This is a genomic window from Mycolicibacter senuensis (assembly GCF_002101885.1).
Lineage (GTDB): Bacteria > Actinomycetota > Actinomycetes > Mycobacteriales > Mycobacteriaceae > Mycobacterium > Mycobacterium senuense.
Genome location: NZ_LQPS01000029.1, coordinates 24,535 through 40,260, shown reverse-complemented (window position 1 = coordinate 40,260; position 15,726 = coordinate 24,535). Strand labels below are relative to the sequence as shown.

Genomic DNA, 15,726 nt, shown 5'->3' with positions numbered 1-15,726 from the left:
GGGTGCTGCGCGCTCAATGGATGCAGCACGAGCGGGCAGATCACGTCCGCCGCAACCAGAAAGGAAGACGTCCATGTACGAAACACCTCTGACCATCATCGGCCATGTCGTGACCGACCCGATCCGACGCCGGGTGGGGGAGCACGAACTGATCAAGTTCCGGGTCGCCAGCAACTCGCGCAAGCGCACCGCCGATGGCAGCTGGGAGACGGGCAACTCGCTGTTCCTGACCGTCACCTGCTGGGACCGGCTGGTCACCGGGGTGGGTGCCTCGCTGAGCAAGGGATTGCCGGTGATCGTGGTCGGGACCGTCTTCACCAGCGAATACGAAGACAAGGACGGCAATCGCCGCTCATCGGTGGAGCTGCGCGCGACCGCGGTCGGCCCGAATCTGGCGCGATGTGTGGCCCGGGTGGAGAAGATCATCGCCGCCGGGGCCGACAATCCGCCGGCTGCCGCCCCTGCCGAGGAAGCCGAGGACCCCGACGCCGGTGCCGACGAAGCCGACGCCGCCGACGGGATGGCCCTGACCGCCTGACCAGCGGCCGACGGCCGCGCTGGCTCGACCCCCTAGGATGGGCCGCGAGCAAATTCGCGAGACCAGGAGGCGACACCGCGGTATGGCTGAGTTCATCTACACGATGAGGAAGGTCCGCAAGGCGCACGGCGACAAGGTCATCCTCGACGACGTCACGTTGAGTTTCCTGCCGGGGGCCAAGATCGGTGTGGTCGGTCCCAACGGGGCCGGCAAGTCGAGCGTCTTGCGGATCATGGCGGGTCTGGACACCCCCAACAACGGCGACGCGTTCCTGTCCCCGGGTGCCAGCGTCGGCATCCTCCAACAGGAGCCGCCGCTGAACGAGGAGAAGACGGTCCGCGGCAATGTCGAGGAGGGCCTCGGCGACATCAAGGTCAAGCTCGACCGGTTCAACGAAGTCGCCGAACTGATGGCCACCGACTACTCCGACGAACTGATGGAGGAGATGGGCCGGCTGCAGGAGGAGCTCGACCATGCCAACGCGTGGGACATCGACTCCCAGCTCGAACAGGCCATGGACGCGCTGCGCTGCCCGCCGCCCGACGAGCCGGTGACCAACCTCTCCGGCGGTGAGCGGCGGCGCGTCGCGCTGTGCAAGCTGTTGTTGTCCAAGCCCGATCTGCTGCTGCTCGACGAGCCCACCAACCACCTCGACGCCGAGAGTGTGCAGTGGCTGGAATCGCACCTGGCCAGCTACCCGGGCGCAATCCTGGCGGTGACCCACGACCGCTACTTCCTCGACAACGTGGCGGAATGGATCCTCGAGCTCGACCGCGGCCGGGCCTACCCCTACGAGGGCAACTACTCGACCTACCTGGAGAAGAAGGCCGAGCGGATCGCGGTGGCCGGCCGCAAGGACGCCAAGCTGCAGAAGCGGCTGCAAGAGGAGCTGGCCTGGGTGCGGTCGGGTGCCAAGGCCCGCCAAGCCAAGAACAAGGCCCGCCTGCAGCGCTACGAGGAGATGGTTGCCGAGGCCGAGAAGACCCGCAAGCTCGACTTCGAGGAGATCCAGATCCCGACCGGGCCGCGGCTGGGCAGCCAGGTGGTGGAGGTCGAACACCTCGACAAGGGGTTCGGCGGCCGGATGCTGATCAAGGACCTGTCATTCACGCTGCCCCGCAACGGCATCGTCGGCGTGATCGGCCCCAACGGCGTCGGCAAGACCACGCTGTTCAAGACCATCGTCGGCCTGGAGGAACCCGACAGCGGCACGGTCAAGGTCGGCGAGACGGTCAAGCTGAGCTACGTCGACCAGTCCCGGGCGGGCATCGACCCGAAGAAGACGGTCTGGGAGGTGGTCTCCGACGGGCTCGACCACATCCAGGTCGGGCAGAACGAGATCCCGTCGCGCGCCTACGTGTCGGCGTTCGGCTTCAAAGGCCCCGACCAGCAGAAGCCGGCCGGGGTGCTCTCCGGCGGTGAACGCAACCGGCTGAACCTGGCGCTGACCCTCAAAGAGGGCGGGAACCTGATCCTGCTCGACGAGCCGACCAACGACCTGGACGTCGAAACCCTGGGGTCGCTGGAGAACGCGCTGGTGAACTTCCCGGGCTGCGCGGTGGTCATCTCCCACGACCGCTGGTTCCTCGACCGCACCTGCACCCACATCCTGGCCTGGGAAGGCGATGCCGACGAGGAGGCCAAGTGGTTCTGGTTCGAAGGCAACTTCGGCGCCTATGAGGAGAACAAGGTCGAACGCCTCGGAGCCGAAGCAGCGCGTCCGCATCGAGTGACCCACCGCAGACTCACCCGCGACTAGGGTGAGGCCGGTAGCGGCGCTGCCGGAGCTGACACGTGCGCAGGAGGGGTGGGGATGACGGAATCCACCGAGCGGCGGACAGCCGCATGGACGACGTTTCCCGATCCCGATCAGCCGTACGACACCCCCGACTGGGTCGCGGACGCCTATCTCGCCACCTACCGCGGCCCGCACAGCGATGCGCTCGCCGGCGACGATCGGTCCGGAGCGGATTCGGCCGCTCGGCCCTCGGCCGCGGCGGTGGCGGCACCGTCGTTGCTGGCGGCGCATGCCCGGCTGGCGCAACACCGGCCTGCCGGTGAGACCCGGGTCCGCGTCTACCCCGCTGACGACGCGGCCGGTTTCGGCCCCGCTTTGCAAGCGGTCACCGGGCACGCCGGCATGTTGGTGGATTCCGTCGCGGTGCTGCTCCACCGGCTGGGAGTGGCCTACATCGGCATCATGACGCCGGTGTTCACCGTGGGCCGCGACGCTGACGGCGAACTGCGCTGGGTGGAACCCAAACGCTCGGATGGCGAGAAGTCGGCAGACGGTACGGGCGGCCAGGAGACCTGGATTCATGTTCAGCTCTCGCCGTCGGTCAGCCGTGAGGCCCTGGCCGAAGCCGAACAGTTGTTGCCACACGTGATGGCCGATGTCCGCCAGGTCGCTGCCGACTCGCATGCGATGCACGATGCGCTGAACACCCTGGCCGGTGACATCGAAGCCGACGCGCAGGGGCACTTCACCGCGCCGGACCGCCACGATGCCGCAGCGCTACTGCGCTGGCTGGCCGACGGGCACTTCGTGCTGCTCGGCTACCAACGCGGCGTCGTGCGCGACGGGCAGGTGCTGGTGGACGACGCCGACCGGCTGGGAGTGTTGCAGACGCGAAAGTCGGTGCGGCCCATGCTCACCGGTGACGACCTGCTGACGCTGGCACAGGCCACCGTGCCCAGCTACATGCGTTTCGGCTCACATACCTATGTGGTGGTGATCCGGGAGAACACCGGCGAGGACATCGTCGCGCACCGTTTCGTCGGACTGTTCACCGCCGGCGCCATGAACGCCGACGTCTTCGAGATCCCGGTCATCTCCCGGACCGTGCGCCACGCCCTGGCGCTCTCGGAGAGCGAGCCCGGCCACCCGGGCCAGTTACTCCTCGACATCATCCAAACCGTCCCGCGCTCAGAGCTTTTCGCGATCAGTTCCGAGCAACTGCTGAGCATGGCGATGGCCGTCGCCAACCTGGGCTCACGGCGCGGCGCGTTGCTGTTCCTGCGTGGCGACCGGACCGGGCGCTTCGTGTCGTGCCTGGTATACCTGCCGCGTGACCGCTACACCACTCCGGTCCGGCTGAAGATGGAGGACATCCTGGCCGGCGAGTTCGGTGGTGTCGGGGTGGAGTACAGCGCCCGGGTCAGCGAAGCCCCCTGGGCGCTGATCCATTTCATGGTCCGGCTGCCCAATGACCCGAAGGCGCGCACCGTCGACACCTCCGAGGCCAACCGGGTGCGGATCCAGGCGCGGCTGACCGAGGCCGGCCGCACCTGGGCGGACCGGATGATCGACGCGGCGGGCGGAACGCCGGTGGAAGACCAGGCGCAGCACTACGCGGCGGCGTTCACCGAAACCTACAAGCAGGCTGTCACACCGGCCGAAGCCGTCGAGGACATCGCGATCATCGAGGCGGTGGCCGACGGCGCGGTCCGATTGGTGGTCTCCGATTACGGCACCGGCGACGCGGTCCCGCTGACGTGGTTCCTCGGCGGACGAGGTGCCTCGTTGAGTCAACTGCTGCCCATGCTGCAGTCCATGGGTGTGGTGGTACTCGAGGAGCGACCGTTCACCGTCACCCGGCCCGATGGCCTGACCGTGTGGGTCTACAAGTTCAAGCTGTCGCCGGACCCCGGCATCGAGATGCCGGCAACCGGCGCCGAACGCGACGCCGCCCAGCAACGTTTCGCCGACGGGGTCACTGCGATCTGGGAAGGCCGTGTCGAGACCGACCGGTTCAACGAGCTGGTGCTGCGGGCCGGACTGGCCTGGCAGCAGGTGGTGGTGCTGCGTGGCTACGCCAAATACCTGCGCCAGGCGCGGTTCCCCTACAGCGAGAGTCACATCGCCTCGGTGCTCAACGAGCGCCCGGGCACCGCGCGGGCGTTGGTGGCATTGTTCGAGGCGCTGTTCGACCCGTCCCGGTCGTCTCGCAGCCGCGATGCGCAGGCGGCGGCCGCCGATGTGGCAGCCGATATCGACGCGGTGGTCAGCCTGGACACCGACCGGGTGCTGCGCGCGCTCGCCTCCTTGATCCAGGCCACGTTGCGCACCAACTACTTCGTGACCCGCGCGGACTCGGCTCGTGCCCACGATGTCTTGGCGTTCAAGCTGGATGCCCGGTTGATCGACGAGTTGCCGCTGCCGCGGCCCAAATTCGAGATCTTCATCTACTCGCCCCGTGTCGAAGGGGTGCACCTGCGATTCGGGTTCGTCTCCCGCGGCGGGCTGCGCTGGTCGGACCGCCGTGAGGACTACCGCACCGAGATCCTCGGGCTGGTCAAGGCCCAAGAGGTCAAGAACGCCGTCATCGTCCCGGTCGGCGCCAAGGGCGGCTTCGTGGTCAAACGCCCGCCGGTGCCCACCGGCGACGCCGGCGCCGACCGGGAAGCCACCCGTCGGGAAGGCATCGCCTGCTACCGGCTGCTGATCTCGGGCATGCTCGACGTCACCGACAACGTCGACCACGTCACCCACGCGGTCAGCGCGCCCCCGGAAGTGGTGCGCCGCGACGGCGACGACGCCTACCTGGTGGTCGCCGCCGACAAGGGCACCGCCAGTTTCTCCGACATCGCCAACGAGGTAGCCCAGTCCTACGGCTACTGGCTCGGCGATGCGTTCGCCTCCGGTGGATCGGTCGGCTACGACCACAAAGAAATGGGCATCACCGCCCGGGGCGCTTGGGAATCGGTCAAGCGGCACTTCCGGGAGATGGGGGTCGACACCCAGACCCAGGACTTCACCGTCGCCGGGATCGGGGACATGAGCGGCGACGTGTTCGGCAACGGAATGCTGCGCAGCGAACACATCCGGTTGCTGGCCGCGTTCGACCACCGGCACATCTTCTTGGACCCCGACCCGGATGCGGCCAGGTCCTTCGCCGAGCGCCAGCGGATGTTCGACCTGCCCCGATCCAGTTGGGACGACTACGACAAGGCGCTGATCAGTGCCGGCGGCGGCGTCTATCCCCGCGAGCTGAAATCGGTGCCGATCAGCCCGCAGGTACGAGCGGTACTGGGACTCGACGAGGGAATCACCGAACTGAACCCGCCCGCGCTGATCCGGGCGATCCTGCGCGCGCCGGTGGACCTGTTGTTCAACGGCGGCATCGGCACCTACGTCAAAGCCGAGGGCGAATCCGACGGCGACGTCGGCGACCGCGCCAACGACCAGGTTCGGGTGAACGGAAACCAGGTGTGCGCCAAGGTGATCGGCGAGGGTGGAAACCTCGGCGTCACACCACTGGGCCGCGTGGAGTTCGACCTGGCCGGTGGCCGGATCAACACCGATGCCCTGGACAACTCGGCCGGTGTCGACTGCTCCGACCACGAGGTCAACATCAAGATCCTGATCGACTCCCTGGTCACGCTCGGCAAGCTCGACCCCGCCGATCGGCCGCAACTGCTGGCGTCGATGACCGACGAAGTCAGCGCGCTGGTGCTGGCCGACAACACCGCGCAGAACGACCTGATGGGCACCAGCCGGACCAATGCGGCCAGCCTGCTGCCGGTGCACGCCGATCAGATCCGGCACCTGGTCGCCGACCGCGGCCTCAACCGCGAGCTGGAGGCGCTGCCGTCGGAGAAGGAGATCGCGCGGCGCTCCGAAGCCGGGCTGGGGCTGGCTTCACCGGAGCTGGCCACGCTGATGGCGCACGTCAAGCTGACCCTCAAAGCGGCGGTGCTGGCAACCGACATGCCCGACCAGGACGTGTTCGCGGCGCGGTTGCCGCAGTACTTCCCGCGCGTGCTGCAGGAGCGGTACGCACCCGAGATCCGCTCGCACCAGCTGCACCGCGAAATCGTGACCACCATGCTGATCAACGACGTGGTGGACACCGCCGGCATCACCTACGCCTTCCGGATCACCGAAGACGTCGGCGTCGACCTGACCGATGCGGTACGCGCCTATGTGGCGACCGACGCGATCTTCGGGGTAGGCGAGCTGTGGCGCCGAATCCGGGCGGCCGGTGAGCAGGACGGGCTCCCGGTGGCGGTCTGCGACCGGATGACGCTGGATCTGCGTCGGCTCATCGACCGCGCCGGGCGCTGGCTGCTCAACTACCGTCCGCAACCGCTGGCGGTGGGCGCCGAGATCAACCGGTTCGCCGAGGAGGTCGGGCGATTGACGCCGCGGATGTCGGAGTGGCTGCACGGTGCCGACGCCGCCATCGTCGCCAAGCACACCGGTGAGTTCCGCGATCAGGGCGTACCCGAGGATCTTGCCGCCCTCATCGCGATGGGCCTGTACCGCTACAGCCTGCTCGACGTCATCGATGTCGCCGACATCACCGAGCGCGACCCCGCCGAGGTCGCCGACACCTACTTCGCGCTGATGGACCGGCTCGGCACCGACGGACTGCTGACCGCGGTGGCGCAGCTTCCCCGTGCAGACCGCTGGCATGCCTTGGCGCGGTTGGCGATCCGTGACGACATCTACAATTCGGTGCGGTCGCTGTGCATGGATGTACTGGCGGTCGGCGAGCCGGACGAGGACGGGATGCAGAAGATCACCGAGTGGGAATCGACCAACGGGTCACGGGTGGAACGGGCGCGGCGCACCTTGACCCAGATCGACCAATCAGATCAGCGGGATCTGGCCACACTGTCGGTGGCCGCGCGGCAACTCCGCAGCATGACCCGGGCCAGCGGCCGGGGATCGGCGTCATGAGCAAACCCGCCGGCGACGATGCCGTGAAACCGGGTTTCGTCGCAGCGGTTCCGGTGCGCTGGTCAGACATCGACATGTACCAGCATGTCAACCACGCGACCATGGTCACCCTCCTCGAAGAGGCGCGGGTGCCGTTTCTGTCGCCGGCTTTCGCGGTCGACATCACCAGCGTGGGCCTGCTGATCGCCGAGGTGAAGGTCACCTACAAGGGACAATTGCGGCTGACGGACTCGCCGCTGCAGGTGACGATGTGGATCTCGCGGCTGCGGACGGTGGACTTCACCATCGGCTACGAGGTGCGCTCGGTGAGTGCCGCACCGGATTCCAAGCCGGCGGTGATCGCCGAAAGCCAGTTGGCCGCGTTCAGCATCGACGAGCAGAAGCTGGTGCGGCTGTCGGCGGACCATCGCGAGTACCTGCAGCGCTGGACGCGCTGAGCCGGCCGGGTCGGTCCCCGGTCGCCGGTGAGCCATCCGGTCGTCAGGCCAGCCACGCCGCGGCGTTGGACGGCAACAGGCCGTCGGCCACCGGGGCGCTGCACAGGAGTAGCCGGCCCTCGGGCAGCACCACCGGATGTTCACCGGCGTTGAGCACGCACACCAGCCCGCCGCGCCGGAAGGCCAGCGTTCCCGGCGGTGAATCCAGCCAATTCACCTGTCGTCCGGTGAATTCAGCTCGGCCCCTGCGCAATTCGATGGCCCGGCGGTAGAGCTGCTGCGTCGAGTCGCCATCGGCGAGCTGCCTTTCGACGGTCAACGGCGCCCAGTCCGGCGGCATCGGCAGCCAGGTGTCGGGGTGATCAGAGAAGCCGAACGGCGGCGCGGTACCCGACCACGGCATCGGCACCCGACAGCCGTCGCGGCCGCGCTTGGTGTGCCCGGAGCGCTCCCACACCGGATCCTGCAACGCTGAATCGGGTAGCTCGACGTTGGGCAGACCCAGTTCCTGGCCGTTGTAGATGAACACCGCCCCCGGCAGCGCGAGCAGCACCAGCGCCATCGCCCGCGCCCGGGCCAGCCCGACGGCGCCGCCACCGTAGCGGGTGACCGATCGCTCGACGTCGTGGTTTTCCAGCGCCCAGGTCGCGATGCCGTCCACTGAGGCGACCGCAGCCAGCGAATTGTCGATCGCGTCTCGGATCTCGGCAGCCTCGAAGGAGGCCTGCAGCAACCGGAAGTTGAAGGCCAGGTGCAGTTCGTCGGGCCGGACGTACTCGGCGAACAGGGCGTTGTCGTGCACCCAGACCTCGCCGACGGACACCGCGCCGGGGTAGTCGTCGAAGACCGCGCGAATCGCGCGGTGGATGGCATGGACACCGGGCTGATTGAACCGCGGGTCGTCGTCGCGGTGCGCCAGCAGTTTGACGTCGGTGACAGGCATGTCGGGCAGTCCCGGCGGCTTGGCCATGCCGTGTGAGACGTCGATCCGGAAGCCGTCGACGCCGCGGTCCATCCAGAACCGCAGCGTTCGCTCGAAATCCGCCATGACCTCCGGGTTGTCCCAGTTCAGGTCGGGCTGCGCCGGGTCGAACAGGTGCAGGTACCACTGGCCGGAGCCGCACGCATCGGTCACCCGGGTCCAGGCCGGGCCGCCGAACACCGACACCCAGTTATTGGGCGGCAGCTCCCCGTCGGGTCCGCGCCCGTCACGGAAGATGTAGCGCTCCCGTTCGGGGCTGCCGGGCCCGGATGTCAGGGCTGTGACGAACCACGGATGCGCCGAACTGGTGTGGTTGGGCACCAGGTCCATGGTCAGCTTGATCCCGCGTTCGTGCGCGGCCGCCACCAGCGAGTCCAGCGCACCCAGATCGCCGAAGAGTGGATCGATGTCGCGGGGGTCTGCCACGTCGTAGCCGTGATCGGCCATGGGCGACACCGTCACCGGGTTGAGCCAGATCGCGTCGATACCCAGCCGGTGCAGATAGTCCAGGCGGGCGATCACTCCCGGCAGGTCGCCGACCCCGTCACCGTTGCTGTCGGCGAACGAGCGGGGATAGGCCTGGTAGAACACACTGGCAGCCCACCATGGGTGGTCGTCGGGGCTGCTGCTGTCGCCCATCAGATCGGTGCGTTGACCAGGAAATCGGCCGCCGAGTGCAGGTAGTCCAACAGTTCGGCGCGGCGTGCGTCGTCGAGGGTCTCGGCGTCGATCTCGTTGATCGCCGTGACCATGCAGCGCAGCCAGGCATCGCGCTGCAGCGGGCCGATGCGGTACGGGATGTGGCGCATCCGCAACCGCGGGTGGCCGCGGCGTTCGGTGTAGGTGCGCGGCCCGCCCCAGTACTGCTCGAGGAACATCCGTAACCGTTCCTCGGCGCCGTCCATGTCGTCGGCGGGGTACATCGGGCGCAGGATCGCGTCCTGGGCGACCAGTTGATAAAACCGCGACACGATGGCGCGGAAGGTTTCCGCCCCGCCGACGGCGTCATAAAACGAAGGTTCTTCTATCGGCTGCATCGCCCACCATTGTGGGCCATCGGGCGTTCCTGCCAGACACACAGCTAGAACACACAGCAAATAGGCGTGCGACCAGCGTCGAATCATGGTGAACTGTTCCGCGGAGGATTTATGGCGCAGCGCAACAACCGTCCCCGAAGCCGGATATGAAACGACGGGGCCACCGTAACCCTGGTGCCCCCACGGCGAGCCTGACCGGGCTTGCCGTTGCCCCCTGCCTGCACTCGGTCGCCACTTCCGGCGGCGGCGCCGACGCGGCGTCGATCTGGACACGGCGCCGGGTGCTGCTGCTGAATTCCACCTTCGAGCCGTTGACCGCGCTTCCACTGCGGCGCGCGGTCGTCATGCTGATCTGCGGCAAAGCCGACGTGGTGCACGACGACCCGGCCGGCCCGGTCATCCATTCGGCGACCCGGTCGGTGCTGGTGCCCTCGGTGATCCGGCTGCGGTCCTATGTCCGGGTGCCCTACCGCGCCCGGATCCCGTTGACCCGCGCCGCGCTGATGCACCGGGACCGGCACAGCTGCGCCTACTGCGGCGGCAAGGCCGACACCGTCGACCATGTGGTGCCGCGCAGCCGGGGCGGCGACCACTCCTGGGAGAACTGCGTGGCCGCCTGCTCGGCCTGCAACCACCGCAAGGCCGACCGGTTGCTGGCCGAACTCGGCTGGACGTTGCGGCTGGTACCGACCTCGCCCAAGGGCCAGCACTGGCGGTTGCTGGCGGTGATCAACGACCTCGATCCGGTGTGGATGCGCTACCTCGGCGAAGGCGCCGCCTGAACTAGGTCGCTTGAAATACGTGGTGCCGGTACCAGCGACGGCCATGCCAGCGTTGGTAGTGCCACACCGTGGTCGGCAGCGTCCCACGCCGATGCAGCCAGAACCCGGCCGGCGGGTCGAGCCGGGGGGATTGACGCCCCAGCGTGATCTCACCGAGGACGATGCCCTCGCCTTCGTCGGCGTGCCGTTCGGCGACGACGGTGCCGTCGGCGGTCGCGATCAGGGTGGCGCCTTCGAAGTGGCCCCGATACGTCAGCGGCAGCCACGGCATGGCGCAGGTCAGGGTGCCGGCATGGGCGGCGTGCACCACCGGGGCGCCGACGTACCGGGCGAACGATGCCGCCGCCAGCCGAGCCGTGCCGGCGTTGTTGCGTTCGAGCCGGTCGAACAGCGCCTGCGGCGCCCAGCGCGGGATCGACCACCATCCCGAGCCCGTCATCACCAGATCCACCCGGCCGCGCAGCCGGCGCACGGTCTGGGTGCGCATCAGCTCCCAGCACACCGCGGCCCCCACCGGGTGTCCGGCCGCAGTGAGCACCCCGTCGTCGTCGCCGGTGGTGTAGAAGGCGTTCTCCCACATGGTGGGCAGATCCTTGTCGTGCCGGCCCACCACGCCGCCGGGGTCGGCGAGCAGGTAGGCGTTGCGGACGTGGCCGTCTGGGTCACGGCACAGGAATGACCCGCCCACCAGTGCCCGGTGCCGGAGGGCCAGTGCGGTGAGCAGCTCGGTGGCCGCGCCATCGGGCGGCAGCGCGGCGGTGGCCAGCGACTCGTCGAACCCGATCCCGGTGGTGAAGAACTCCGGCAGCGCGATGATCTCGGCGCCGGCCCGGCCCGCCTCGTCGGCGAGTCGCTCACAGGCGGCCAGATTGGCCCGCACATCGCCGAGCACAGCCTCCAGCTGGACGGCTGCCGCAAGAACCATGATCATCGCCCTTCTGCAACGACGGCGCAGTCCTTCCGCGTCCTGGTCGCCAGGGCGAAGGTATTGAGTGCACGCTAACGACGGCTCCCCGCGGGCGCAAGGCGCCGCCATCGCGCCCAGACGGCCTGATTCGGGCGAGCCGACCGAACCCGCGGGTGCCTGGGCCCGGGTTCCCGCCACTGATCGAATCGCGGTGGGATACCGTCTACGGCGTGAGCGTGTTGTCATTCCTCGGCTACTTCGTCGGCCTTCCGCTTGTGCTGGTCGTGCTGTTGGCAGCCCGGATCTGGTCGCAGAAGGGGCCGCGCGCGGCCGTTTATCAGATGGCCGACCGTTGGACGCATCCACCGATCCTGTGGGCGGCGACCGACGAGGCCGTCGGTGCCGGCCATGGTCACGGCAAGTCCGAATTCAGCGTGGGGGGTGGAGCCAGTGGCAACTGGTGAGGTCGCGACGATCGATCCGGCGGACCTGCCGTACGGATCGGCGATCACCTACAGCGGTCGGATATCCGGGGTCACCGAGCCGGGTGAGGCGTCGCTGCACTACCCGTTCCCGGTCAAGGAGCTGGTGGCGCTCGATGATGCCCTGACCTACGGGTCACGGCAGACCAACGCCCGTTTCGCCGTCTACATCGGGGACCTGGGCTCGGACACCGCCGCGCAGGCCCGCGAGATCCTGGCGAAGGTGCCCACCCCCAACGACGCGGTGCTCATCGCGGTCTCACCGGACCAGCGGGCCATCGAGGTGGTCTACGGCGACGGTGTGGCCGGCCGCATCGCCCCGGTGGCGGCGTCGCAGGGTGTTACCGCGGCGGCTGCGGCATTCAGCGATGGCAGACTGATCGACGGCCTGGTCAGCGCGGTGCAGGTGCTCAGCGCCGGGATCACCCCGGCCTAGCCGCCGCCTTTTCGGTCGCCAACGTGGCTGGGGGTGCCTCCCGCTGGCGCGGGAGCCCCGGTCGACGCGACCGCGCTGCCGTGGAATCGGCTTCGCCGGCACACCACAGTTGGCTGGCGAACCTCGACCGGCGCGCCATCGCCCCACAGGAGGTGGCCGGTATCGTCCGCCGCCAGCGCATCACCCGCGACAGCTTCCGGGCTCTCGACGCGATGGAGCAGATCACCGACCCGCAGGGGCAGAGTTTCTTCGTGATTCCCCGCGGTGCGGGCAGCAAGCAGGCTCGACACGCGGTACGGCTGACCTACATTCTCAACGCGGGTACCGGCTACGGCCGGAGCGGCACCCGCAACGACTTTCCCGAGACGCCTTACGGTGTAGCCGAATTGGAGCGGATCATCCAGCGGCAGCGGGCGAATCGCTGGAGCTACGACCCGGTCCGGACCATCTGCAGCACCGGCGGGTGTCTGGTCACCACGCCCAACGGGTTGCTGATGGGATTGGGCGGCAACCGGTTTCACGCCCAGCTCAGCCGCCGCGCCGGAACCATGTGGGGCGACCTGTTCATGGTCAACGTCGATCGCGAACGTGACCCGGCCCGCAAGCTGCGAGATATCGTCGAAGCCGGACGGATCTCACCCGGTGGGCCGGACCTGGACAGGGTGCTGCATCACGAGGAGATTCACGCCCAGCAGTGGGCCGCGCTGGGGTCGATACAGTTTCCCGCGCGCTATCTCGCCGAGGAGGCGAGGGTGCGCATCCTCGGCGGCACCAACAGCTTTGAAAGCGAGGCGGGCTTGTCCGACGGCGGATACCAGTAGGAGCGACCGCCCGATCGGAACGGGTCCGACGGTGCTCAGGCGCCGTCGAAGGTACGTGCGCGCAGCGACCGCTCCACCCCGGCCCGGCCCTCCAGCACCAAGCGCCGAAGTGCCGGCGGCACCGCGGGGTCGGCCAGAAACGCCTCAGCGGCGTCCAATCCGGCCTGACTGACGTCCCAGCCCGGATACAGGCCCACCACCACCGTCTGCGCCACCTCGCTGGACCGCCGCTCCCACACCCCGGGGATCGCCGCGAAGTAACGTGCGGTGAACGGCGCCAACAGCTGGCCCTGGCCGGGTTGCACGATCCCGCCGATGATGGCCCGGCCGGTGATGTTGGCCAGCGTGTCATCCTCGATCACCTGCTGCCAGGCCGCCTGTTTGACTGCCGCTTGCGGTCGCGCCGCCGCGGCCTGAGCGCCCTGGCGTTGACCGGCTGCGGTGGGGTCGCGTCGAATCTCGGCGTCGATCGCCTCGGCGTCGAGTACGCCGCCGCGGGCCAGGGCCACCACGATCCGCCAGCGCAGATCGGTGTCGACCGCCAAGCCGGCCAACCCCTGATCCGCCGGCTCGGCGTCGAGCAGCGCGGCCAGTACCGCGGTGTGCCGCTCGGACAGCACCGACGTGCACAGCGCGTTGACGTAGGCCAGCTGGTGATCCGAGCCGGGCTCTGCTGCGCGGGCCAACTCCAGCAGCCGGTCGGCGAATGCCGGCCAACCCTGCCCGGCGGCCCAACCGGGTTCGGCGTAGAAGCCCAGCGCGGTCTGCGCCTGCAGCAGGAGCCGCTGGGCCACCCCGACCTCGGACTCGGCGCCGATGCCGCGCTGCACCAACGCCAGGAAGTCCCGGGCGCGCAGCTCGGCCTCGCGGGTCATCTCCCAGGCCGCCGACCACACCAGGGTGCGCGGTAGCGGCTCGACGATGTCGGCGATACGCTCCAGCGCGGTCGCCAGCGACTCCGGGTCCAGTCGCAGCGCACAGTAGGTCAGGTCGTCGTCATTGACCAAAATCAGCTTGCCGCGTGAAACACCCAGCAACCCCGGCACGGCCGTCGCCGGCCCCTCGATATCGAGTTCTTCACGGTGAGTGCGCACCAACCCTCCGGCGCCGCCGTCATCGTAGATGCCAATGGCCAGCCGGTGCACCCGGGTCTCGCCGGCCCCCGGGGCGGCCCCGTCCTGGGTGACCGCGAACCGGGTGAACTTCCCCGCATCATCGACGTCGAAGTTCGCCCGGAGGGTGTTCAGACCGGTGGTCTTGAGCCACTGCGCACCCCAGCCGGACAGATCCCGGCCGGACGCCTTCTCCAGTGCGCCCAACAGGTCGTCGAAGGTCGCGTTGCCGAACGCGTGTGTGGCGAAGTAGTCACGCAGGCCCGCCAGGAAGTGCTCCAGCCCGACGTAGGCCACCAACTGTTTGAGCACGGACGCGCCCTTGGCGTAGGTGATCCCGTCGAAGTTGACTTCGACGGCGGCCAGGTCGGGAATGTCGGCGGCGATCGGGTGTGTCGAGGGCAGTTGGTCTTGGCGATAGGCCCATGACTTCTCGGCGTTGGCGAACGTGGTCCAGGCGCTGGTGTATTCGGTCGCCTCGCTTTGGCACAGCACGGAGGCGAACGTCGCGAACGACTCGTTGAGCCACAGGTCGTCCCACCAGCGCATGGTGACCAGGTCGCCGAACCACATGTGTGCCATCTCGTGCAGCAAGGTCTCTGCCCGCCGCTCATAGGAGGCCCGGGTCACCTTGCTGCGAAAGACGTAGTCCTCCAAGAACGTTACGGCGCCGGCGTTCTCCATCGCCCCGGCGTTGAACTCCGGCACGAACAGCTGGTCGTACTTGCCGAACGCGTACGGGATGCCGAAGTTGCGGTGGTAGAAGCCGAATCCCTGTTTGGTCTCGGTGAACAGCCGCTCGGCGTCCATGTGCTCGGCCAGCGAGGCCCGGCAGAACAGGCCCAGGCCGATCTCGCCGTGCTCGTCACGGTAGACGTCATCCCATCGGGCATAGGGTCCGGCGATCAGCGCCACCAGATACGTGCTCAACTTCGGGGTGGTGGCAAAGGTGTGCACACCGTCATCCACAGCGGTGGTGGCGCCGTTGGAGACCACCTGCCAGTGCTGCGGTGCGGTGACGGTGATGTCGAAGGTCGCTTTGAGGTCGGGCTGGTCGAAACAGGCGAACATCCGCTTGGCGTCCGCGGTTTCGAACTGCGAATAGAGATACACCTCGTCGTCGACCGGGTCGACGAAGCGGTGCAGGCCCTCACCGGTGTTGGAGTAATAGCAGTCGGCGTCGATCTCGACCACGTTGTGTTCGGCCAGGCCGGTCAGCGCGACACCGATCGACTCGTCGTAGGCCGACACGTCGAGTGGGCGGCCGTTGAGGGTGGCGCTGCGAATGGTCTGGGCGGCGATGTCGATGACGGTGTCGGCACCGGGCAGTGCCTCGAAGGTGACGGTCGTGGTGGAGCGGAACGTGCGCTCGCCCGGGTTGCCGGTGCCGTCGGTCAGGTCGAGTGCGATCCGGTAGTTGTCGACGGTGACCGATGCGGCCCGTTCGGCGGCCTGGTCGCGGGTGAGGTTAGGAAGTGCCACGCCCGCCAACCCTAGTTGCCCCGCA

General features: G+C 68.3%; 12 protein-coding genes. 8 read left to right on the top strand and 4 right to left on the bottom strand.

Features of this window, described 5'->3' with window-relative positions; translation table 11 throughout:
- The first annotated feature begins 73 nt into the window (after positions 1-73).
- The 4 genes from AWC24_RS07040 (at position 74) to AWC24_RS07025 (ending at position 7,660) form a co-directional block, all read left to right on the top strand.
- Positions 74-538: a single-stranded DNA-binding protein gene (locus tag AWC24_RS07040; protein WP_085083357.1), complete on the top strand. Its 465-nt coding sequence runs from the start codon at positions 74-76 to the stop codon at positions 536-538.
- Positions 539-620: 82 nt separating this feature from the next.
- Positions 621-2,297, top strand: coding sequence for an energy-dependent translational throttle protein EttA (ettA, locus tag AWC24_RS07035; protein WP_085083355.1), 1,677 nt, complete (start codon positions 621-623; stop codon positions 2,295-2,297).
- A 54-nt stretch (positions 2,298-2,351) separates the two neighbouring features.
- Positions 2,352-7,223, top strand: coding sequence for an NAD-glutamate dehydrogenase (locus AWC24_RS07030; protein ID WP_085083353.1), 4,872 nt, complete (start codon positions 2,352-2,354; stop codon positions 7,221-7,223).
- Positions 7,224-7,246: 23 nt separating this feature from the next.
- Positions 7,247-7,660 (top strand): acyl-CoA thioesterase, encoded by a 414-nt coding sequence (locus tag AWC24_RS07025; RefSeq protein ID WP_109560355.1) that lies wholly within the window; start codon positions 7,247-7,249, stop codon positions 7,658-7,660.
- Positions 7,661-7,703: 43 nt separating this feature from the next.
- On the opposite strand, the gene AWC24_RS07020 is transcribed toward AWC24_RS07025, so the two are convergent.
- Complete coding sequence (locus AWC24_RS07020; protein WP_085083349.1) at positions 7,704-9,281, bottom strand: glycoside hydrolase family 13 protein; 1,578 nt, start codon at positions 9,279-9,281, stop codon at positions 7,704-7,706.
- The gene (locus AWC24_RS07015; RefSeq protein WP_085083347.1) at positions 9,281-9,679 is read right to left on the bottom strand and encodes a globin; all 399 of its coding nucleotides are present in this window, start codon (positions 9,677-9,679) and stop codon (positions 9,281-9,283) included. Before AWC24_RS07015 ends, AWC24_RS07020 begins: the two co-directional genes overlap by 1 nt.
- 146 nt (positions 9,680-9,825) lie before the next feature.
- On the opposite strand from AWC24_RS07015, the gene AWC24_RS07010 reads away from it, so the two are divergent.
- A complete protein-coding gene (locus AWC24_RS07010) occupies positions 9,826-10,461 on the top strand; it encodes an HNH endonuclease (protein WP_085083345.1) in 636 nt (211 codons plus the stop codon).
- Position 10,462: 1 nt separating this feature from the next.
- Here the strand turns inward: AWC24_RS07010 and AWC24_RS07005 are convergent, their stop codons facing one another.
- The gene (locus AWC24_RS07005; RefSeq protein WP_085083424.1) at positions 10,463-11,386 is read right to left on the bottom strand and encodes a carbon-nitrogen hydrolase family protein; all 924 of its coding nucleotides are present in this window, start codon (positions 11,384-11,386) and stop codon (positions 10,463-10,465) included.
- Between the two features lie 212 nt (positions 11,387-11,598).
- Between AWC24_RS07005 and ctaJ the strand changes: the two genes are divergently transcribed.
- The 3 genes from ctaJ (at position 11,599) to AWC24_RS06990 (ending at position 13,107) form a co-directional block, all read left to right on the top strand.
- Entirely contained in the window at positions 11,599-11,832 is a 234-nt protein-coding gene (gene ctaJ, locus AWC24_RS07000; RefSeq protein ID WP_085083343.1) for an aa3-type cytochrome oxidase subunit CtaJ, read from the top strand.
- Positions 11,819-12,286: a DUF5130 domain-containing protein gene (locus AWC24_RS06995; RefSeq protein WP_085083341.1), complete on the top strand. Its 468-nt coding sequence runs from the start codon at positions 11,819-11,821 to the stop codon at positions 12,284-12,286. Before ctaJ ends, AWC24_RS06995 begins: the two co-directional genes overlap by 14 nt.
- Positions 12,287-12,366: 80 nt before the next feature.
- Positions 12,367-13,107, top strand: a complete 741-nt coding sequence (locus AWC24_RS06990) for a hypothetical protein (protein ID WP_234807282.1) — start codon at positions 12,367-12,369, stop codon at positions 13,105-13,107.
- A 35-nt stretch (positions 13,108-13,142) separates the two neighbouring features.
- Here the strand turns inward: AWC24_RS06990 and pepN are convergent, their stop codons facing one another.
- Positions 13,143-15,701: an aminopeptidase N gene (gene pepN, locus AWC24_RS06985; protein ID WP_085083340.1), complete on the bottom strand. Its 2,559-nt coding sequence runs from the start codon at positions 15,699-15,701 to the stop codon at positions 13,143-13,145.
- Between the last annotated feature and the right edge of the window lie 25 nt (positions 15,702-15,726).